Here is a 20,259-nt window from a genome sequence, read left to right as displayed (position 1 = left end):
GCTCTGCCGTCCCGCGCTCTGCCGTCCCGCCCTCTGCAGGCCGGCCCTCTGCAGGCCGGCCCCTGGAGCTGGGATCCCCCCTGGACGCCGGGTTCTGAGGACCGGGACCTACGGATTCGCTTACCAGGTAAGCGAGTTCTCCCGACACTCCCTTGGCTCCAGGGCCCGGTCCGAGGTAGGCCGACTCTCCACCGCGCCGCGTCACGGAATCGCGCCCCCCGGATCTCCCCTGGACCTCGTGGGACGGACGTGCTCGATCCGCCCTCCCGACGAGGAGCCGCGACGAGGAACCCGGCAGGGGAGGGGACCGGTATTCGCTTACCGGGTAAGCGAATACCGCGGTAGTAGGGCGTCGGGGCCGGGGCCGGGGCCGGGGCCGGGTCCGGGTCCGGGCCGCGGCGGGGCGCCCCGGGGCTTGTCGGGCCGGGCGGACCGATCGTCACCACCCGGTGACACCGTGTCGAGCCCCGTTGCGCCGCAAGGACTCCCCGAGCATCGCCCGATCCGCCCACGCGATCACCGCGGCACCGTCCTACACTGCTCGCGCAGTTCGTGAACTTTTTCACAAGGGTGGTGGGGGTCACGCGGCCCGCAGCGCGCCGACCTGCACGGATGCGGATCACATGTGACCTGCACCCCGTGCCAGGTAAGGCTCGCCTGGGTTCTTGGTCACAGGGGGCCGGACATAGGGTCGCCGCGACCGGCTCGTCGATCACCACCAACGACGGTGGCGCCGCGACAACGAAGGTGTAGGAATGCTCGATCCCTATCTCCCGCTCGTCCTGCTGTTCGTGTTGGCGGCGGGCTTCGCGCTGTTCTCGGTCGCGTCCGCGCCGCTGATCGGTCCGCGCCGGTTCAACCGGGCCAAGCTGGACTCCTACGAGTGCGGTATCGAGCCCTCGCCGCAGCCGGTCGTCGGTGGCGGTCGGGTGCCGGTCGCCTACTACCTCACGGCGATGCTGTTCATCCTGTTCGACATCGAGCTGGTGTTCATGTACCCGTACGCCGTCGTCGCCGATGCGGTCGGCGTCTTCGGGTTCGTGGCCATCACGCTCTACATCGCCACGATCGCCTTCGCGTACGCCTATGAGTGGCGTCGCGGCGGGCTCGAGTGGAGCTGAGGCCGTCATGGGACTCGAGGAGAACCTGCCCAGCGGCGTCCTGCTGACCAATGTCGAGAAGCTGGTCAACTGGACCCGGAAGTCGTCGCTCTGGCCCGCCACGTTCGGCCTGGCCTGCTGCGCCATCGAGATGATGACCACCGGCGCCCCGCGCTACGACCTCGCCCGCTTCGGCATGGAGGTCTTCCGGGCCTCGCCGCGCCAGGCGGACCTGATGATCGTCGCGGGCCGGGTGAGCAACAAGATGGCGCCGGTCCTGCGCCAGATCTACGACCAGATGCCCGAGCCGCGCTGGGTCCTGGCCATGGGCGTCTGCGCCAGCTCCGGCGGCATGTTCAACAACTACGCGATCGTCCAGGGCGTGGACCACGTCGTGCCGGTCGACATGTACCTGCCCGGCTGTCCGCCGCGGCCGGAGATGCTGATCGACGCGATCCTCAAGATCCACGCCAAGATCATGGACGAGCCGCTCGGCCCGAAGCGGGCCGCCGAGCTCGCCGAGTCCGGGTACCGGACGCCGATGGTGCCGTCGTCGGTCAAGTACGCGCCGAAGCACAAGCGGCTCGGCGCGCTGAAGACCACGCACACCCCCGACGTCCCGAACTACCTGGAGCCGGGCTCGCAGCCCAAGCCGGCCCCGAACGCGCTCGCGCCGGGGGAGACCATGGAGCTGCCGTCGCTGGCCGACGCCGCCCGCGGAGGTGACGCGACGTGACCGAGCCGACCGGCACCTCCAAGGACGGGACCGAGCCCACCGGCGGCGCGCACTCGTCGTCGCAGGAGAGCGGCGCCGCGGCCGAGCAGCAGCGGGCGGCGGGCGGCGAGGCCCCCGGCGACCTGGCCGGCCCCGAGGACGCGGCCACCCCGTCCGACGCGCTGGGCGGGGCCCGCCCCGCCCAGAAGATGACCGAGACCCGCACGCGCTCGGGCATGTTCGGCGTCCGCGGCTCCGGCGACACCTCCGGCTACGGCGGACTGCGCCTGCCCGGCTGGGCCCCGGCACCGGCCGAGCGGCCCTTCGGCGGCTGGTTCGACGAGTTCGCCGACGAGCTCGGCGCGGCCCTCGACGAACGCAGCATCCCGCGTTCGGCGATCGAGCAGGTCACGATCGACCGCGACGAGATGACCCTCTACGTCGAGCCCGCCCGGCTGCACGAGGTCGCCCGCACCCTGCGCGACGACCCGGGCCTGCGCTTCGAGTTCTGCTCCGGGGTGTCCGGTGTGGACTACTCGGCGCCGGACGGTGCGCCGGTCGACCGACCGCTGCACGTCGTCTACCACCTGCTGTCGATGACCTACCGGCGCCGGGTGCGCCTGGAGGTCGCCCTCGACATCGGAGACGCTGCGAACCCGCCCACCGTGTCCAGCGTCGTCGACGTCTACCCGACGGCCGACTGGCACGAGCGCGAGACCTGGGACATGTACGGCGTCGTCTTCGACGGCCACCCCGCGCTGACCCGGATCCTCATGCCGGACGACTGGGACGGCCACCCCCAGCGCAAGAGCTACCCGCTGGGCGGCATCCCCGTGGAGTACAAGGGCGCGGAGATCCCCCCGCCCGACGAGCGGAGGGCCTACTCGTGACCACCGAGAGCAGCGCACGCGGAACGAGCATCGGCACCGACGCGGACCCCACCACGGGCACCGACCCGTACGCCGCGCCCGTCCGGGAGACCACCGAGGGCACGGTCTACACCGTCACCGGCGGCGACTGGGACGACCTGCTCGAGGTCGAGCACGACGACCGGATCGTCATCAACATGGGCCCGCAGCACCCGTCGACGCACGGGGTGCTGCGCCTGGTCCTGGAGCTGGAGGGCGAGACCGTCACCCAGGGCCGCGCGGTCATCGGCTACCTGCACACCGGTATCGAGAAGAACTGCGAGTACCGGACCTGGACCCAGGGCGTCACCTTCGTGACCCGCGCGGACTACCTGTCCCCGCTGTTCAACGAGGGCGCCTACTGCATGGCCGTCGAGAAGCTGCTGGGCGTCGAGGTCCCGCAGCGGGCCGAGCACCTGCGGGTGCTGCTCTGGGAGCTGAACCGGATCGGCTCGCACCTCGTCGCGCTGGCCACCGGCGGCATGGAGCTGGGCGCGCTGACCGGTATGACCTCCGGCTTCCGGGAGCGCGAGGAGGTGCTCCACCTGCTGGAGTTCCTCACCGGCCTGCGGATGAACCACGCGTTCATCCGGCCCGGCGGGCTGGCCCAGGACATGCCCGAGGGCTGGCAGGACAAGGTCCGCGACTTCCTGAAGGTCATGAACTCCCGGCTGCCCGACTACGACCGGCTGCTCACCGGGCAGCCGATCTGGCGCCAGCGCCTGGAGGGCGTGGGCTATCTGCCCGTCGACGGCTGTCTGGCCCTCGGCGCGTCCGGCCCGATCCTGCGTTCGGCCGGGCTCGCCTGGGACCTGCGCAAGCACATGCCGTACTCGGTGTACGACCAGTACGACTTCGAGGTCCCGACGGCCATCGAGGCCGACTGCTTCGCCCGCTACCGGATGCGCGTCGCCGAGATCCACGAGTCGCTCAAGATCATGGAGCAGGCGGTGACCAAGCTCGACGAGCTGGGGCCGGGCCGCGTCATGGTCGACGACCCGAAGGTCGCCTGGCCCGCGCAGCTGTCGATCGGCAGCGACGGCATGGGCAACACCCTCGAGCACGTCCGCAAGATCATGGGTCAGTCGATGGAGTCGTTGATCCACCACTTCAAGCTGGTCACCGAGGGGTTCCACGTCCCGCCGGGGCAGGCCTACGCGGCCGTCGAGTCCCCGCGCGGCGAGCTCGCGGTGCACGCGGTGTCCGACGGCGGCACCCGCCCGGTCCGCATCCACGTCCGCGACCCCAGCTTCGTGAACCTGCAGACGATGCCCGCGATGAGCGAGGGCGGCCAGGTCGCCGACGTCATCGCGGCCGTCGCCTCGATCGACCCCGTGATGGGAGGTTGCGACCGATGACGGTCCCCCCGCAGGAGAAGAGCCCGGTCTCGCCGGTCTTCGACGAGCTGACCCGGCAGCGCACGGCGGAGATCATCTCCCTCTACCCGGAGTCCCGGTCGGCGCTGCTACCGCTGCTGCACCTGGTGCAGTCGGTCGAGGGCTACGTCAGCCCGGACGGCGTCCGCTACTGCGCCGAGGCCCTCGGGCTCACCACGGCCGAGGTGTCCGCGGTCGCGACGTTCTACACGATGTACAAGCGCTCCCCCTGCGGCGAGCACCTGGTCAGCGTCTGCACCAACACCCTGTGCGCGGCGCTGGGCGGCGACGACATCTACGCCCGCCTGCGCACGCAGCTGGGCACCGAGGACCGCCCGCTGGGCCACGAGGAGACCGCGGGGGAGCCCGGCACCACCGGATCGATCACCCTCGAGCACGCCGAGTGCCTCGCGGCCTGCGACCTCGCCCCGGTGCTGCAGGTCAACTACGAGTACTTCGACAACCAGACCGTCGAGTCCGCTGTGGAGCTCGTCGAGGCACTGCGTCGCGGTGAGCGCCCGCAGCCCACCCGCGGCGCGCCGCTGACCGACCTGCGGACCGTCGAGCTGGAGCTGGCCGGTTTCACCGACGACGCCGGAGGCGTCGACACGACGGCCCGTGTCGAGGGTCCGTCCGGCGCGATCGAGTCGGTGCGCGGGGCCCGGATGGCCCAGGAGAACGGCTGGACCGCTCCGGCGCTGCCCGACGAGCCGCCGGCGATGCCCGCGCTACCGGAGAAGAAGTGATCGCATGAGCACCACCGAGCCCGTGCGCAAGCCGGACCCGATCACACCCGTCCTGACCAGGCGCTGGCTGTCGCCGCGGTCCTGGTCGATCGACACCTACGAGCAGCTGGAGGGCTACACCTCCCTGCGGACCGCGTTCGCCGCCCACCCCGACCAGCTCATCCAGCTGGTCAAGGACTCCGGGCTGCGCGGCCGCGGCGGTGCCGGGTTCCCCACCGGCATGAAGTGGGGGTTCATCCCGCAGGACGACGGCAGCGGCAAGGGGCCCGGCGCGAAGCCGAAGTACCTGGTCATCAACGCCGACGAGGGCGAGCCGGGTACCTGCAAGGACATCCCGACGATGATGGCCGACCCGCACGCCCTCATCGAGGGCTGCATCGTCACCAGCTACGCGATCCGCGCGAACTTCTGCGCGATCTACGTCCGCGGCGAGGCGCTGCACTGCATCCGCAGGCTGCGCGCCGCCGTCCGCGAGGCGAAGGCGAAGGGCTACCTCGGGCGCGACATCCTCGGCTCCGGGTTCGACCTGGAGATCGTGGTGCACGCCGGCGCGGGCGCCTACATCTGCGGCGAGGAGACGGCGCTGCTCGACTCGCTCGAGGGTCGTCGCGGACAGCCCCGGCTCAAGCCGCCGTTCCCGGCGACCGCCGGGCTCTACGCCTGCCCGACCGTCGTCAACAACGTCGAGACCATCGCCAGCGTCCCCGCCATCGTCAACGGCGGCGCGGCCTGGTTCCGCTCGATGGGCCGGGAGAAGTCGCCCGGCCCGAAGATCTACTCGGTCTCCGGGCACGTCGAGCGGCCCGGCCAGTACGAGGCGCCGCTCGGCATCACGCTGCGAGAGCTCCTCGAGCTCGCCGGCGGGATGAAGGACGGGGTCCCGCTGAAGTTCTGGACCCCGGGCGGCTCGTCGACACCGCTGTTCACCGCCGAGCACCTCGACGTCCCGCTGGACTTCGAGGGCGCCGCCGAGGCCGGCTCCATGCTGGGGACGACCGCGGTGCAGGTCTTCAACGAGACCGTCTCGGTGCCGTGGGCGGTCATGAAGTGGACCGAGTTCTACAAGCACGAGAGTTGCGGCAAGTGCACCCCGTGCCGCGAGGGCACCTACTGGCTGGTCCAGGTGCTGCAGCGGATGGTGCGTGGCGAGGGCACCTCGACCGACATCGACACCCTGCTCGACGTCTGCGACAACATCCTCGGCCGCTCCTTCTGCGCCCTCGGCGACGGCGCGACGAGCCCCATCACCAGCGCCATCAAGTACTTCCGCCAGGAGTTCCTGGACCTCATCGCGGAGCAGCCCGATGTGGACCGCCCGGAGCAGCTGGCCGAGCTCACGGGAGCCACCGCATGACCCTCTCTCCCGAGAAGACGACGGAGACACCCGTCCCCGAGGGCCACGTCCGCCTCACCATCGACGGCCAGGTCGTCGACGCCCCCAAGGGCGAGCTGCTGATCCGCACCTGCGAGCGCCTCGGCATCGTGATCCCGCGGTTCTGCGACCACCCGCTCCTCGATCCGGCCGGCGCCTGCCGCCAGTGCCTGGTCGAGGTGGAGATGGGCGGCCGGCCGATGCCGAAGCCGCAGGCCAGCTGCACCATGACCGTCGCCGACGGGATGGTGGTGAAGACGCAAGCCACCTCCGAGCGGGCGGACAAGGCGCAGCAGGGTGTGATGGAGCTGCTGCTCATCAACCACCCGCTGGACTGTCCGATCTGCGACAAGGGCGGCGAGTGCCCGCTGCAGAACCAGGCGATGGCGCACGGTCGGGCGGACTCGCGGTTCGTGGAGAAGAAGCGGACCTTCCCGAAGCCGCTGCCGATCTCCAGCCAGGTGCTGCTCGACCGCGAGCGCTGCGTGCTCTGTCAGCGCTGCACGCGCTTCTCCGAGGAGATCGCCGGCGACCCGTTCATCGACCTGCTCGAGCGCGGGGCGAAGCAGCAGATCGGGATCGCCGAGGACCAGCCGTTCCAGTCCTACTTCTCGGGCAACACGATCCAGATCTGCCCGGTCGGCGCGCTGACCAGTGCCGCCTACCGGTTCCGGTCGCGCCCGTTCGACCTGCGCTCGACCGCGGGGACCTGCGAGCACTGCAGCTCCGGCTGCTCGATGCGCACCGACTCCCGGCGCGGGACCGTGCTGCGCCGCCTCGCCGGCAACGACCCGGAGGTCAACGAGGAGTGGCTCTGCGACAAGGGCCGGTTCGCCTTCCGCTACACCGGTAGCCAGGGCCGCATCACCCGGCCGCTGGTCCGGCGCGCGGACGGCACCCTGACCGAGGCCTCCTGGACCGAGGCGCTGGCCGTCGCCGCGGAGGGGCTGCTCGCGGCCCGCTCGGCCGGTGGGATCGGCGTCCTGCCCGGGGGACGGCTGACCGTCGAGGACGCCTACGCCTACGCCAAGTTCGCCCGCGTCGTCGCCGGCACCAACGACATCGACTTCCGTGCCCGGCCGCACTCGGACGAGGAGCTGGAGTTCCTCGCCGCGCACGTCGTCGGTGGGACGCCCGAGGACTCGGTCACGTTCACCGCGATCGAGAACGCCCCGGCCGTGCTCACCGTCGGCACCGACCCGGAGGAGGAGTCGGGCATCGTCTTCCTCCGCCTGCGCAAGGCGTACCGGAAGAAGGGCCTGCGTCACTTCCAGGTCGGTCCGTTCACCAGCTACGGCGCGGAGAAGACCGGCGCCACCGTGCTGCACGCGGTGCCCGGCGCGGAGGCCGCGGTCGTCGCCGACCCGGGCGCCGACGTCGTCGCCGCGCTGGAGCAGCCGGGTGCGGTGATCCTGGTCGGGGACCGGGCCGCGGAGTCGCCGGGCCTGTACTCGGCGGTGTCCGCGCTCGCCGCCCGCACCGGCGCGGCGATCGGCTGGCTGCCGCGCCGGGCCGGGGACCGCGGTGCGGTCGAGGCGGGCGCGCTGCCCACCCTGCTGCCCGGCGGCCGGCTCGTCACCGACGCCGCCGCCCGCGCCGAGCTGGAGCAGGTCTGGGGTGCCCCCGTGCCGGCCACGCCCGGCCGCGACGGCGACGCGATCCTCGCCGCCGCGGCGAGCGGGGCGCTCGCGGCCCTGGTGGTGGGCGGGGTCGACCCGCAGGACATGGCCGACCCGACGGCGGCGATCACCGCGCTGCGGGAGGTCGGTTTCCTGGTCAGCCTGGAGATCCACACCTCGGCGGTCACCGAGCTCGCCGACGTCGTCCTCCCGGTCGCCCCGGACGCCCAGCGCTCCGGTGCCTACGTCAACTGGGAGGGCCGCCGCCGCGAGTTCGCCGTCGCACTGGACGCGACCGGCGTGCTGCCGGACTGCCGGGTGCTCGACACCCTCGGCGTCGAGATGGACGCGGACCTGTTCACCCAGACCCCGGCCGCCGCGGCGGGGGAGCTGGAGCGGCTCGGTTCGCGCCGCCCCGGCGCCGCCGCGCCGGACCACACGGCGGGCCGGCCCCGGCGTCCCGGCTACGGCCAGGCGGTCCTCGCCACCTCCCGCCAGATGATCGACGACGGCAGCCTCCAGATCGACGAGCCCGCGCTCGCCGGCACGGCGCGGCGGCCCTACGTCAAGGTCAACGCGGCCACCGCGGAGCGGCTCGCGCTGGTCGAGGGTGCCGAGGCGACGGTCCGCACCGACCACGGGGCGATCACCCTGCCGGTCGCGCTGACCGACCTGCCCGACGGCGTCGTCTGGCTGCCGGCCTGCTCGCCCGGCTCGCACGTCCGCCCCACGCTCGGGGTGGGCCACGGTGACCTCGTGACGGTCGGTCCGGCCGGGAACGGAAGCGCGTCGTGAACCTGTCCCAGGTGCCGCCCACCCCGGTGGACCAGCTGACGCACACCCAGGCGCTGCTCGCCGACGACCCGATCTGGCTGATCCTGATCAAGGTCGTCGGGCTGTTCGCGCTCGGCGTCGTGCTGACCCTGTTCATGATCAACTGGGAGCGCAAGGTCGTCGGCCGGATGCAGCACCGTCCGGGCCCGAACCGGACCGGCCCCGGCGGCTGGCTGCAGAGCCTCGCCGACGGTCTGAAGCTGGCGTTCAAGGAAGACATCATGCCGGCGATGGCCGACAAGAAGGTCTACTTCATCGCCCCGGTCATCTCGACGATCCCCGCGTTCGTCGCCTTCTCGGTGATCCCGTTCGGCGGCGAGGTCACGATCTTCGGCGAGCCGACGGTGCTCCAGCTCGTCGACGTCCCGGTCGGCGTGCTCGTGGTGCTGGCCTGTTCCTCGATCGGCGTCTACGGCATCGTGCTCGGCGGCTGGGCATCGGGCTCGCCGTACTCGCTGCTGGGCGCGCTGCGCTCGGCCGCCCAGGTCATCTCCTACGAGATCGCGCTGGGCCTGGCCGTGGTCGGCGTCGTCCTCTACTCCGGCTCGCTGTCCACCGCGACGATCGTCGGGGCGCAGGCGTCGGGCTGGTACTTCTGGCTGCTGCTGCCGAGCTTCGTGGTCTTCGTGATCGCGATGGTCGGCGAGACCAACCGGGCCCCGTTCGACCTCCCCGAGGCCGAGTCGGAGCTGGTCGGCGGGTTCCACACCGAGTACTCGTCGCTGAAGTTCGCACTGTTCTTCCTCGCCGAGTACGTGAACATGGTGACCGTCTCGGCGATGGCGGTGACGCTGTTCCTCGGCGGCGGCATGTGGCCCTGGCCGCTGAGCTTCCTCAACGCCTACGGCTGGATGCAGTTCGTCGCCTTCATCATCAAGGTGCTGCTGTTCCTGTTCGTGTTCATCTGGCTGCGCGGGACGCTGCCGCGGTTCCGCTACGACCAGTTCATGAAGCTGGGCTGGAAGGTCCTGGTCCCGGTCATGCTGGTCTGGATCGTCGCGATCTTCGGCATCCGGGCCTTCGTCAACACCGGCTCGGACAACTACGTGCTGCTGCTGTCGCTGATCGGCTTCGTGCTGGCCGTCGTGCTGGCGGTGGCGTTCCTGCTGCCCGACCGGCAGACCGAGGCACCGCCGGTCGAACCGGCGTCGGACTACCCCGTCCCGCCGCTGGACCTGGTGGTCCCCGACTCACCCCCGAAGCGTCGGAAGGCCGTCACGGCCGGAAAGGACGCGCGCTAGATGTTCGACTTCTTCAAGGGTTTCGGCGTCACCTTCTCGACGATGTTCAAGAAGGTCGTCACCGAGGAGTACCCCGAGGACTTCCCGCCGGCGGCACCGCGCTACCACGGGCGCCACCAGCTCAACCGGCACCCGGACGGGCTGGAGAAGTGCGTCGGCTGCGAGCTGTGCGCCTGGGCCTGCCCGGCCGACGCCATCTACGTCGAGGGCGGGGACAACACCGAGGAGGCGCGGTACTCGCCGGGTGAGCGCTACGGCGCGATCTACCAGATCAACTACCTGCGGTGCATCGGCTGCGGCCTGTGCATCGAGGCCTGCCCGACGCGCTCGCTCACGATGACGAACTTCTACGAGCTGGCCGACGACAACCGGCAGGACCTCATCTACACCAAGGAGCAGCTGATGGCCCCGCTGCTGCCGGGCATGGAGCAGCCGCCGCACCCCATGCGCCTCGGCGAGGACGAGCAGGACTACTACGTCTCCGGCCCGACGCTCGCTGTGCCATCGCCTTCCGGGGCCGCCGCCCAGGACCAGACCAAGGAGCAGGCCCGATGACCACGGCCGCCGCGGTCCTGGCCCAGGCGGCCGGGGAGGTGAGCACCGGCGAGGCGGTCGCGTTCTGGATCCTCGGACCGGTTGCGCTGGCCGGTGCGCTCGGCCTGGTCTTCGCCCGGCACGCGGTGCACGCCGCGCTGCTGCTGGTCCTGACGATGTTCTCGATCGCGGTGCTGTACCTGGTGCAGTCCGCCCCGTTCCTCGGGTTCGTGCAGATCATCGTCTACACCGGCGCCGTGATGATGCTGTTCCTGTTCGTCCTCATGCTGGTCGGACGGGACTCCAAGGACTCGGTGATCGAGGTCCTGCGCGGGCAGCGGGCCGCGGCGCTGGTGTTCGGCGTGGCGCTGGCCGCGCTCCTGGTCGGCGGGCTGGCCCGCGGCCTGACCAGCGTCACCCCCGCGGGGCTGGCGCAGGGCGGGCTCGGGTGGAACGGCAACGTCCCCGGCCTCGGCCGGCTGATCTTCACCGACTACCTGCTGGCGTTCGAGCTGACCGCGGCCCTGCTGATGGTCGCCGCGCTCGGCGCGATGGTGCTGTCCGGCTCGCAGAGCAGCCAGCACACCAAGATCGGCCAGCGCGCGACGGTGCTGAAACGGCTGCGCGGCGAGCACGCCCGCATCTCCCCGCTGCCCGGCCCCGGCGTCTACGCGACGGCGAACTCGGTCGCGGTCCCGGCGATCCTGCCCGACGGCTCGATCGCCCCGGAGTCGCTGTCGGAGATCATCGAGTCGGTCGCGGTCGACGTGCCGGACACGACGACCCCGGACGCGCACGCGCTGACCGGCCGCCCCGCACCCGACCGGACCGCCGCCTCCGGTGAGGCCGCCGACACCGGGGAGCACCGATGAGGCCCGAGTACTACCTGCTGCTCTCGGCGCTGCTGTTCACCATCGGCGCCGTCGGCGTCCTGGTGCGGCGCAACGCCGTGGTCGTGTTCATGTGCATCGAGCTCATGCTGAACGCGGTGAACCTGACCCTGGTCACGTTCTCGCGCATCAACGGCAACCTCGACGGCCAGGTGATGGCCCTGTTCGTGATGGTCGTCGCGGCCTGTGAGGTCGTCGTCGGGCTCGCGATCATCACGGCCATCTTCCGCACCCGCCAGTCGTCGTCGGTGGACGACGCGAACCTCTTGAAGTACTAGGAGCGCGCTGGTGACCGTCCTTCTCGCACAGGCCGCCCCGCAGGCGACCGGCGCCGCTTCGCTGGCCTGGTTGCTGATCGCGCTCCCCGCGGCCGGTGCACTCGTGCTCTTCCTCGCCGGACGGCGGGCCGACGCCTGGGGCCACTGGCTCGGCGTCGCGACCGTCGTCGGCGCGTTCGTCGTCGGTGTGACGATATTCCTGCAGACCCTCGGTCTCCCCGCCGACGAGCGCCTGCGCGAGCAGTCGCTGTGGTCCTGGATGTCCTCCGGCGCGCTGGAGGTCGACTTCGGGCTCCGGATCGACACGCTGTCGCTGACGTTCGTACTGCTGATCACCGGGGTCGGGGCGCTCATCCACCTCTACTCGGTGGGCTACATGAGCCACGACCCGAACCGGCGGCGGTTCTTCGCGCAGCTGAACCTGTTCGTCGCCGCGATGCTGGTGCTGGTCCTCGGCAACAACTTCGTGATGCTCTACCTCGGCTGGGAGGGCGTCGGTCTGGCGTCGTACCTGCTGATCGGCTTCTACCAGGACCGGCCGTCGGCGGCGACGGCGGCGAAGAAGGCGTTCCTGATGAACCGGGTCGGCGACGTCGGCCTGGCGATCGCGATCTTCCTGCTCTGGCTGGAGCTCGGGACCCTGCAGTACACGGAGGTGTTCGCGCGCATCGGCGAGGTCGGCGGCGGCACGGTCCTCGCGATCACGCTGCTGCTCCTGCTCGGCGCCTGCGGCAAGTCCGGCCAGTTCCCGCTGCAGTCCTGGCTCCCGGACGCGATGGAGGGCCCGACCCCGGTCTCGGCCCTGATCCACGCGGCCACGATGGTCACCGCGGGCGTCTACCTCATCGCCCGGGCGTCGCCGATCTACAACCTGTCCGAGACCGGACGGCTGGTCGTCGCGCTCATCGGTGTCGTCACGCTGATGATCGGCGCGATCATCGGCTGCGCCTACGACGACATCAAGAAGGTCCTGGCCTACTCCACGGTCAGCCAGATCGGCTACATGATCCTCGCCGTCGGGCTCGGGCCGGCCGGCTACGCGCTGGGCATCCTGCACCTGCTGACGCACGGCTTCTTCAAGGCCGGGCTCTTCCTCGGCGCCGGTTCGGTCATGCACGCCATGAACGACGACGTCGACATGCGCCGCTTCGGCGGCCTGTGGCGGAAGATGCCGGTCACCTTCGTGACCTTCGGCCTCGGCTACCTCGCGCTGATCGGCTTCCCGTTCCTGTCCGGCTACTTCTCCAAGGACGCGATCATCGAGGCCGCGTTCGCCCAGGAGGGCTGGCAGGGCTGGGTGTTCGGCGGGCTCGCGACGCTCGCGGCCGGTCTCACCGCGTTCTACATGACCCGCCTCATGATCATGACGTTCTTCGGTGCGGAGCGCTGGCGCACGGTGCGGTCCACCGACGGCCGCGACTACCACCCGCACGAGTCCCCGGCGACGATGACCGTCCCGATGATCGTGCTGGCCGTCGGCTCCGTCTTCGGCGGTGGCGTGCTCTACGGGCTGATCCCGGAGTGGCTCGCCCCGGTGGTGGGGGAGCGCGTCGAGCTCGAGGGCGGCGCCCTGCCGCACGCGGTGATCCCGTGGCTGGTGGTCGGCGTCTCGCTGCTCGGCGTGCTGGCGGGTTACCTGTTCGTCGGGCGCTCCCCGGTGCCGGTGCAGCGCCCGCAGCGGGTGTCGCCGGTCGTCGCCGCGGCCCGCGCGGACCTCGGCGCGAACGCCTTCAACGAGGCGTTCATCGAGCGGCCCGGCATCGCGCTGACCCGGCTGCTGGCCTGGTTCGACGACCGCGGCATCGACGGGGCCGTCAACGGCACCGCGTCGGCGTTCGGCGGCGGGTCCGGCCGCCTGCGCCGGCTCCAGACCGGCTTCGTCCGGTCGTACGCACTCTCGATGCTCGGCGGGGCGGTCATCGTCGTCGCCGCGATGCTGGCGGTGAGGTTCGTCTCATGACTCCCCTGGACACGGCTCCCATCGTCCCCGGCTCCGGGGGCAACCCGTTCCTGATCGCCCTGCTGCTGGTGCCGGTGCTCGGCGCACTGGTCATGTACCCGCTGCGTGCCAACACCGGGGCCGCCAAGGCGGTCGCGATGGCGACGGCGCTGCTCGAGCTGGTGCTCGTCGTCGTCGCGTGGGCGCTCTACTCCATCCCCGCGGCGCAGGCCGGCGCCCGGTTCCAGCTCGAGTTCTCGATGTCCTGGATCCCCGCGTTCGGCACGCACATCGCGTTCGGCGTCGACGGGATCGCGCTGGCGCTGATCGGGCTCACCGCGTTCCTGGTGCCCGGGCTGATGCTGTTCGCGTGGGCGGAGAAGCTGCCCGAGGGCCGCTCGGCCGCCGGGTACTTCGCACTGCTGTTGGCGACCCAGGCGACGCTGGTCGGCGTCTTCGCCGCCACCGACGTCTTCCTCTTCTACGTGTTCTTCGAGGCCATGCTGGTCCCGATGTACTTCCTGATCGGCCGTTTCGGCGGGCCGCGACGGCAGTACGCGGCGGTCAAGTTCTTCCTGTACTCGCTGCTCGGCGGCCTGATCATGCTGGCGTCGCTGATCGGGCTGTTCGTCGTCAGCGAGCAGCAGCTGGGCCAGGGCACGTTCACCTGGGCCGAGCTGCAGGCGATGGCGTCGAGCGTGCCGGAGTCGACCCAGGTCTGGCTGTCCCTCGGCTTCTTCGTCGCGTTCGCGATCAAGGCGCCGCTGGTGCCGTTCCACACCTGGCTGCCCGACGCGGGTGCCGAGGCCCCGATCGTGGGTGCGGTGCTGCTGGTCGGCGTGCTCGACAAGGTCGGCACCTACGGCTTCCTGCGCTACCTGCTGCCGCTGTTCCCGCAGGCCAGCCAGGTCCTCGCGCCGCTGGTGCTGGTGCTCGCCGTCGCCGGGATCGTCTACGCCGCGCTGCTGGCGGTCGCCCAGACCGACATGGGTCGGTTCGTCGCCTACACCTCGGTGGCACACTTCGGCTTCATCGCGCTCGGGGTGTTCGCGTTCTCCAGCCAGGCCTTCGCCGGCGCGACGCTGTACATGGTCAACCACGGTCTCTCGACCGGCATGCTGTTCGTGATGGTCGGCGTGCTGATCAGCCGCGGCGGCTCGCGCCTGATCGCCGACTACGGCGGCGTCGCGAGGATCGCGCCGGTGATGGCGGGCTGCCTGCTGCTGGCCGGGATGAGTTCGCTGGCGCTGCCCGGCACGAACTCGTTCGTCTCGGAGTTCCTGGTGCTGGTCGGGTCGTTCCCGAACCGGCCGGTGTTCACCGTGATCGCGACGATCGGCATCATCTTCGCCGCTCTCTACGTGCTCTGGTTCTACCAGCGCACGATGCAGGGCCCGGTGCGCGGCACCGCGGTCATGGCGGCGCTGGAGTGCGGTGGCGCGGGCGGCCCGGGGTCGATGATCGACCCGGCGGTCGCCGCGCAGCGCACGGGCTCCGGCTTCCCCGACCTCACGGCCCGTGAGATCGGCGTGCTCGCGCCGCTGGTCGTCGCGATCGTGGTGCTCGGCTTCTACCCGGGCCCCGTGCTCGACCTGATCAACCCGTCGGTGACGGCGACGATGACCGAGCTCGGCCTGCCCGACCCGGTCGTCGCTGGAGGGATCGCTCGATGAGCTCGTTGGTTCTCCCCGCCCAGGTGGCCCCGATCGAGATGCCCGCGGTCGACTGGGCGGCCACCGCGCCGCTGTGGATCGTGTTCGCGGGTGCCTGCGTGTCGGTGCTGCTGGAGGCGTTCCTCCCGCGGCACCAGCGCTGGCCCGTGCAGGTGCTGCTGACCGGCCTGACGCTGGTCGCGGCGCTCGTCGCGCTGGCCGGGTACGCGCTCGGGTCCCCGGCCGCCGTGCTGACCTTCGGCACCGCGTTGTCGGTGGACGCGCCCTCGCTCTTCCTGTGGGGCACGTTGATCGTCCTCGCGATCCCCAGCCTGCTGCTGATCGCGGACCGGTCGGTGGAGCCGGGCGGGGTGTTCGTCGCCTCGGCCGCCGAGCGGGCCGCGGTCCGCGCCGGCGGCGGCCCGGCCACCCCGGTCGGCGGTGAGCACGTCGACCGCTCCTACGGGGCGCCCGACGAGGCACCGACGATGCAGACCGAGCCGTTCCCGTTCGTGCTGTTCGCGCTCGGCGGCATGATGGCCTTCGTCGCGGCGAACGACCTGCTGACGATGTTCATCGCGCTCGAGGTCCTGTCGCTGCCGCTGTACCTGATGTGCGGGCTGGCGCGCCGCCGCCGGCTGCTGTCGCAGGAGTCCGCGGTCAAGTACTTCCTGCTGGGTGCGTTCGGCTCGGCGTTCTTCCTCTACGGCATCGCGCTGCTCTACGGCTACGCGGGCTCGGTGCGCCTCTCGGCGATCTCGCAGGCCGCCGCGGGCACCCTGGCCTCGGACACGCTGCTGTTCGCGGGTCTGGCGCTGCTGCTGGTGGGGCTGCTGTTCAAGGGCTCGGTGGCCCCGTTCCACACCTGGACCCCGGACGTCTACCAGGGCGCCCCGACGCCGGTCACGGCGTTCATGGCGGCCTGCACGAAGGTCGCCGCGTTCGGCGCGATCGCCCGGGTGCTCTACGTCGGCTTCGGCAGCACCGTGTGGGAGTGGCGCGGCGTGCTGTGGGTGGTCGCGGTCGTGTCGATGGTCGTCGGCGCGGTGCTGGGGCTCACCCAGACCGACGTGAAGCGCATGATCGCCTACTCCTCGATCGCGCACGCCGGGTTCATCCTGCTCGGCGCGATGGCGCTGACCCCGCAGGGCACCGCGGGCCTGATGTTCTACCTGCTGGCCTACGGCTTCACGACGGTCGCGGTCTTCGGGATCATCTCGCTGGTCCGCACCGGTGACGGCGAGGCCTCGGACCTGGCGGCCTGGGCGGGCCTGGCGAAGCGGTCCCCGCTCGTCGCCGGGATCATGACGTTCCTGCTGCTCGCGCTCGCCGGGATCCCGCTGACCAGCGGGTTCACCGCCAAGTTCGCGGTGTTCTCGGCGGCGTCGGCGGACGGCATGGTGCCGCTCGTGGTGATCGCGCTGGTCGCGTCCGCGGTGGCCGCGTTCTTCTACCTGCGCATCGTGGTGCTCATGTACTTCTCCGAGCCCGCCCAGGACGGTCCGGCCGTCGTCGTGCCCGGGGCGTTCACCACCGTGGCCATCACATTGGGCACGCTGGCGACCCTCGTTCTCGGGATTCTTCCCACACCTGTCCTCGAATGGGCCGCCAGCGGCGCGTTCGCGGGCTGAGATTCGTACGCTGTGGGGGTGGAGACACAGAGCGTGGCCGGGATCCGGATGGCCGATCCGGTCCTGGCCGAGGCCACGGCGGACGGGCTGAAGCGGGTCGAGGACCTGCTGCACCGCGAGGTGCACAGCGACTACGAGTTCGTCACCGAGACCTCGTTGCACCTCATCGAGGCCGGCGGGAAGCGGTTCCGGCCGCTGTTCACGCTGCTCGCGGCCCAGGTGGGACCGCATCCCGAACGCGACGAGGTGATCACGGCGGCCGCCGTGGTGGAGCTGATCCACCTGGCGACGCTGTACCACGACGACGTGATGGACGAGGCGTCCATGCGGCGGGGCGCGGAGTCCGCGAACTCCCGCTGGGACAACTCGGTCGCGATCCTGACCGGGGACTTCCTGTTCGCACACGCGTCGCGGCTGGTGGCCGACCTCGGCCCGGACGCGGTGCGGATCATCGCCGAGACGTTCGCCCTGCTGGTGACCGGCCAGATACGCGAGACCCGCGGCCCCAAGGCGTCGGACGACCCGGTGCAGCACTACCTGCGGGTGGTCGCGGAGAAGACCGGGTCGCTCATCGCGACCTCGGGTCGTTACGGCGGCATGTTCTCCGGTGCGCCGACCGAGCACGTCGAGGCGCTGCGGACCTTCGGCGAGGTCATCGGGGCCGCGTTCCAGATCTCCGACGACATCATCGACATCGCGTCGCCGTCGGACGACTCGGGCAAGACGCCCGGCACCGACCTGCGCGAGGGCGTGCACACCCTGCCGATGCTCTACGCCCTGCGCGACGGCGACGACTCCGCCGACGCGCGCAGGCTGCGGCAGCTGCTGGCCGCCCCGATCAGCGACGACGACGAGGTGGCCGAGGCGCTGGAGCTGCTCCGCTCCGGTGACGCGCTGGTCAAGGCCCGCGAGACCGTCGCCGGGTACGCCGACCGCGCGCGTGCCGAGCTGGCGGTGCTGCCGCCGTGCCCGGCGATCGAGGCGCTGCGGACGCTGACCGACTACACGGTGGAGCGGGTGGGCTGAGCCGCCGGTGGGCGTCGCCGTCGCAGCAGGTCGACGGTGAACACCACCAGAGCCAGCCAGACGAGGGCGAACCCCGCCCAGCGGGCCGGGGCCATCGGCTGTCCGACGACCAGCACGCCCCACAGGAACTGCAGCGTGGGGTTGACGTAGAGCAGCACCCCGAGGGTCGTGAGCGGCAGCCGTCGCGCCGCGGCGCCGTAGAGCAGCAGCTGCAGCGCGGTCGCCGGACCCGCGGACAGCATGAGCAGCAGGTGCCACGGCCCGTGCCCGGTGAACGTGCCGCCGCCGGTGAGCGCCAGGACGACGAGGAACACCGCGGCCGGTACGACGAGCACGAGGCCCTCCGCGGTCAGCCCGGCCGCGGCGGGCAGCGGCGCGGTCGCCTTGAACAGCCCGTAGATCCCGAACGAGCAGGCCAGGGCCATCGACAGCCACGGCACCGTGTCGTTGCCGACGGCGATGACCACGACGGCCGTCGCCGCCAGCCCCAGCGCCACCCACTGCGCGGGCCGCAGCCGCTCCCGCAGGACGAGGACGCCGAACAGCACCCCGACCAGCGGGGTCATGTAGTAGCCGAGCGCGGACTCGACGACCAGCCCAACCGAGACGCCCCAGATGAACAGGCCCCAGTTCACCGCGATGAACACCGCGGCGGCGGCCGTCGCGAGCCACCCGCGGAGACCGAGCCCGCGCACGTCGCCCCAGCCGCGCAGCACGGTCAGCACCACCGCCATCAGTACGGCGGTCCACAGCACGCGGTGGGCGAGGACCTCCAGCGGCGCCGCGGGGTCCAGCAGCGGCCAGAACGCCGGGAACAGACCCCACAGCACGTACGCGCCGACGCCCGCGGCGAGCCCGGCGGGGTTCCGCTCACTCCGTTCGGGTGTGGTTCGTTCGGGGGAACGGGCGGCGGTCATGGTCGCTTCGGGTGGTGGGTCACGGGCACGATGATCCGGTACGGGTGTGCCACCGCGCGCGGTGACGGCGAGGCGGGCACGATCCGTGATACCAAGCACGGCGACAGCGGTCCGGGAGGGTCCCGGGCGGACGGAGGTCCGGCATGGGCTGGATGTGGGTACTGCTGGCGGTGCTCGTGGTACTCGTGGCGGCAGGGGTGCTGGTGTCCCGCCGCCGCGCAGGGGCCGTCGAGGACGGTCCGGAGGCCACGGGTGCGCCCGACACGGTGGAGGCGTCCGACGGGCCCGGCCCGGGGAGCGGACCCGGGACCGTGGGGCTGTTCGAGCCCGTCGGGGAGGCCGACCCGGACCGGGTGACCGGGGCGACCACACCGCCGCCGGACGGCGCACCGCCACCGTCCGCCGTGGCCGACGGTGCGGGGGAGCAGGTCGTCCCCCCGGCAGCCCGCCCCGGGGTGGCCGCGGACGTGCCGGCCGGCTCCGAGGCGCCCGGTCCCTCGCCGGCCGCCGCGAGCGGGACCGCGGCCACGGGTGGGACCGCCGCCGTGGGCGGGACCGGCCCCACCGGGGCTGACGGACCCGTCGGCCTCACCGGGGCGGACGGACCCGCGACCGACGGACCCGCGACCGACGAACCCGTTGCCGTAGCCCAGGACGCCCCGGCCCACGGCGACCTGGCCCACGGGCACGACAGCGCTGCCCAGGATGAGCCGGCCGAGGGCGATCTGGCCGAGAGCGGTCCGACCGAGGAGGCCCCGGCCGAGGACGGCCCGGCCGACGGCAGCGCGGCTCACGACGCCCCGGCCCAGGTCGCCGCGGCTCGCGATGATCTGGCCGAGGGCGGTCTGACCGAGGACGCGTCGGCCGAGAAAGCCCCGGCCGACGGCGACGCGGCCCAGGACGACGCGGCAGCCCCCGCCGCACCGGTCGTGGGGGAACCGGGCGGCAGCGCCGGAGCACCGGACGGTGCCACGGCCCCCGCGGTGCCCCTTCCTCGCCCCGAGAGCAACCCCGCGCCGCAGGACGGGGTGGCCGAGGACGACGACGAGCCGTCCGGCCGGCACGCCCTGCGCGACGACGTCGAACCGGCGCCGCTGCCCGAGCCGGCCCCCGCGTCGGACGACGACGGCCCGCCCGCACCGTTGCCGATCCCGTCGCGGACGCGGCAGCCCGCCGGTGGTTCGGCGCTGGCGGCGCTCGACTCCCTGATCATCGGCCCGTCGGCGGCGTCCGAGCCGCTGCCCCCGGGCGTGCGGCCCGGCCCGTACCCGGACTCGGTGCTCGCACCCGCCGACGGCGGCGACCCTCCCGAGACGCACCGGGTGAAGGTGCACAGCGGGTCGCGGCGGTTCCACCCGCCCGAGTCGCCGTACTACGTCCGTACGCGGGCGGACCTGTACTTCACCGCGGAGGGCGCCGCCCGGGCGGCCGGGTTCATCGCGTGGAACGAACGTCCCGGGGCCCGCTGAGCCCGGACACCG

General features: G+C 71.9%; 17 protein-coding genes. 16 read left to right on the top strand and 1 reads right to left on the bottom strand.

The genetic code is table 11. The annotated features are described in order from the left end of the window. Positions 1-755: 755 nt before the first annotated feature. The 15 genes from Ae717Ps2_RS23715 (at position 756) to Ae717Ps2_RS23645 (ending at position 17,861) form a co-directional block, all read left to right on the top strand. Positions 756-1,121: an NADH-quinone oxidoreductase subunit A gene (locus Ae717Ps2_RS23715; RefSeq protein WP_020622119.1), complete on the top strand. Its 366-nt coding sequence runs from the start codon at positions 756-758 to the stop codon at positions 1,119-1,121. Between the two features lie 7 nt (positions 1,122-1,128). Beyond that, positions 1,129-1,836 carry an NADH-quinone oxidoreductase subunit B family protein gene (locus Ae717Ps2_RS23710; RefSeq protein WP_083695297.1) on the top strand — a complete coding sequence of 236 codons (708 nt, stop codon included), beginning with the start codon at positions 1,129-1,131 and terminating at the stop codon, positions 1,834-1,836. 122 nt (positions 1,837-1,958) lie between these two features. After that, positions 1,959-2,705, top strand: a complete 747-nt coding sequence (locus Ae717Ps2_RS23705) for an NADH-quinone oxidoreductase subunit C (RefSeq protein ID WP_233147804.1) — start codon at positions 1,959-1,961, stop codon at positions 2,703-2,705. A gap of 29 nt (positions 2,706-2,734) precedes the next feature. Beyond that, positions 2,735-4,081: an NADH-quinone oxidoreductase subunit D gene (locus Ae717Ps2_RS23700; RefSeq protein ID WP_075334361.1), complete on the top strand. Its 1,347-nt coding sequence runs from the start codon at positions 2,735-2,737 to the stop codon at positions 4,079-4,081. Next, entirely contained in the window at positions 4,078-4,845 is a 768-nt protein-coding gene (gene nuoE, locus Ae717Ps2_RS23695) for an NADH-quinone oxidoreductase subunit NuoE (RefSeq protein ID WP_020628046.1), read from the top strand. The genes Ae717Ps2_RS23700 and nuoE overlap by 4 nt, the downstream gene beginning before the upstream one ends. A 4-nt stretch (positions 4,846-4,849) precedes the next feature. Then, positions 4,850-6,199 carry an NADH-quinone oxidoreductase subunit NuoF gene (nuoF, locus tag Ae717Ps2_RS23690; protein ID WP_020628047.1) on the top strand — a complete coding sequence of 450 codons (1,350 nt, stop codon included), beginning with the start codon at positions 4,850-4,852 and terminating at the stop codon, positions 6,197-6,199. Then, on the top strand, positions 6,196-8,631 hold the full coding sequence (locus Ae717Ps2_RS23685; RefSeq protein ID WP_075310036.1) for an NADH-quinone oxidoreductase subunit G: 2,436 nt from the start codon (positions 6,196-6,198) through the stop codon (positions 8,629-8,631). The genes nuoF and Ae717Ps2_RS23685 overlap by 4 nt, the downstream gene beginning before the upstream one ends. A gap of 35 nt (positions 8,632-8,666) precedes the next feature. Then, a complete protein-coding gene (gene nuoH, locus Ae717Ps2_RS23680) occupies positions 8,667-9,911 on the top strand; it encodes an NADH-quinone oxidoreductase subunit NuoH (RefSeq protein WP_043277392.1) in 1,245 nt (414 codons plus the stop codon). Continuing rightward, positions 9,912-10,466 carry an NADH-quinone oxidoreductase subunit NuoI gene (gene nuoI, locus Ae717Ps2_RS23675; protein ID WP_075310038.1) on the top strand — a complete coding sequence of 185 codons (555 nt, stop codon included), beginning with the start codon at positions 9,912-9,914 and terminating at the stop codon, positions 10,464-10,466. It begins immediately after the preceding gene. Beyond that, a complete protein-coding gene (locus Ae717Ps2_RS23670) occupies positions 10,463-11,317 on the top strand; it encodes an NADH-quinone oxidoreductase subunit J (RefSeq protein ID WP_075310040.1) in 855 nt (284 codons plus the stop codon). The genes nuoI and Ae717Ps2_RS23670 overlap by 4 nt, the downstream gene beginning before the upstream one ends. Then, complete coding sequence (gene nuoK / locus Ae717Ps2_RS23665) at positions 11,314-11,613, top strand: NADH-quinone oxidoreductase subunit NuoK (protein ID WP_060710483.1); 300 nt, start codon at positions 11,314-11,316, stop codon at positions 11,611-11,613. Before Ae717Ps2_RS23670 ends, nuoK begins: the two co-directional genes overlap by 4 nt. A gap of 7 nt (positions 11,614-11,620) precedes the next feature. Then, positions 11,621-13,573: an NADH-quinone oxidoreductase subunit L gene (gene nuoL, locus Ae717Ps2_RS23660; protein ID WP_369804881.1), complete on the top strand. Its 1,953-nt coding sequence runs from the start codon at positions 11,621-11,623 to the stop codon at positions 13,571-13,573. Continuing rightward, positions 13,570-15,225, top strand: coding sequence for an NADH-quinone oxidoreductase subunit M (locus Ae717Ps2_RS23655; RefSeq protein WP_075333912.1), 1,656 nt, complete (start codon positions 13,570-13,572; stop codon positions 15,223-15,225). The genes nuoL and Ae717Ps2_RS23655 overlap by 4 nt, the downstream gene beginning before the upstream one ends. After that, entirely contained in the window at positions 15,222-16,835 is a 1,614-nt protein-coding gene (nuoN, locus tag Ae717Ps2_RS23650; protein WP_075333911.1) for an NADH-quinone oxidoreductase subunit NuoN, read from the top strand. Before Ae717Ps2_RS23655 ends, nuoN begins: the two co-directional genes overlap by 4 nt. Before the next feature lie 48 nt (positions 16,836-16,883). Next, positions 16,884-17,861: a polyprenyl synthetase family protein gene (locus Ae717Ps2_RS23645; protein WP_075334360.1), complete on the top strand. Its 978-nt coding sequence runs from the start codon at positions 16,884-16,886 to the stop codon at positions 17,859-17,861. On the opposite strand, the gene rarD is transcribed toward Ae717Ps2_RS23645, so the two are convergent. Next, positions 17,837-18,778 carry an EamA family transporter RarD gene (rarD, locus tag Ae717Ps2_RS23640; RefSeq protein WP_075333910.1) on the bottom strand — a complete coding sequence of 314 codons (942 nt, stop codon included), beginning with the start codon at positions 18,776-18,778 and terminating at the stop codon, positions 17,837-17,839. The two genes, Ae717Ps2_RS23645 and rarD, sit on opposite strands and share 25 nt — an antisense overlap. A 143-nt stretch (positions 18,779-18,921) precedes the next feature. Here rarD and Ae717Ps2_RS23635 point away from each other — a divergent pair, with 143 nt between their 5' ends. Further along, complete coding sequence (locus Ae717Ps2_RS23635; protein WP_075310050.1) at positions 18,922-20,247, top strand: hypothetical protein; 1,326 nt, start codon at positions 18,922-18,924, stop codon at positions 20,245-20,247. Positions 20,248-20,259: the final 12 nt, after the last annotated feature.

Origin of the sequence: Pseudonocardia sp. Ae717_Ps2, from assembly GCF_001932475.1 — a bacterium.
GTDB lineage: Bacteria > Actinomycetota > Actinomycetes > Mycobacteriales > Pseudonocardiaceae > Pseudonocardia.
Note: the sequence above shows the minus strand (reverse complement) of the source record. Positions and strands in the feature narration are given on the sequence as shown.

Excerpts from the sequence above, each read along its gene's own strand:
- nuoI (WP_075310038.1), top strand. The coding sequence starts at position 9,912 with ATGTTCGACTTCTTCAAGGGTTTCGGCGTCACCTTCTCGACGATGTTC.
- nuoF (WP_020628047.1), top strand. The coding sequence starts at position 4,850 with ATGAGCACCACCGAGCCCGTGCGCAAGCCGGACCCGATCACACCCGTC.
- nuoE (WP_020628046.1), top strand. The coding sequence starts at position 4,078 with ATGACGGTCCCCCCGCAGGAGAAGAGCCCGGTCTCGCCGGTCTTCGAC.
- Ae717Ps2_RS23715 (WP_020622119.1), top strand. The coding sequence starts at position 756 with ATGCTCGATCCCTATCTCCCGCTCGTCCTGCTGTTCGTGTTGGCGGCG.
- nuoN (WP_075333911.1), top strand. The coding sequence starts at position 15,222 with ATGAGCTCGTTGGTTCTCCCCGCCCAGGTGGCCCCGATCGAGATGCCC.
- rarD (WP_075333910.1), bottom strand. The coding sequence starts at position 18,778 with ATGACCGCCGCCCGTTCCCCCGAACGAACCACACCCGAACGGAGTGAG.
- nuoK (WP_060710483.1), top strand. The coding sequence starts at position 11,314 with ATGAGGCCCGAGTACTACCTGCTGCTCTCGGCGCTGCTGTTCACCATC.
- Ae717Ps2_RS23655 (WP_075333912.1), top strand. The coding sequence starts at position 13,570 with ATGACTCCCCTGGACACGGCTCCCATCGTCCCCGGCTCCGGGGGCAAC.
- Ae717Ps2_RS23645 (WP_075334360.1), top strand. The coding sequence starts at position 16,884 with ATGGCCGATCCGGTCCTGGCCGAGGCCACGGCGGACGGGCTGAAGCGG.
- Ae717Ps2_RS23710 (WP_083695297.1), top strand. The coding sequence starts at position 1,129 with ATGGGACTCGAGGAGAACCTGCCCAGCGGCGTCCTGCTGACCAATGTC.
- Ae717Ps2_RS23635 (WP_075310050.1), top strand. The coding sequence starts at position 18,922 with ATGGGCTGGATGTGGGTACTGCTGGCGGTGCTCGTGGTACTCGTGGCG.
- Ae717Ps2_RS23685 (WP_075310036.1), top strand. The coding sequence starts at position 6,196 with ATGACCCTCTCTCCCGAGAAGACGACGGAGACACCCGTCCCCGAGGGC.
- Ae717Ps2_RS23670 (WP_075310040.1), top strand. The coding sequence starts at position 10,463 with ATGACCACGGCCGCCGCGGTCCTGGCCCAGGCGGCCGGGGAGGTGAGC.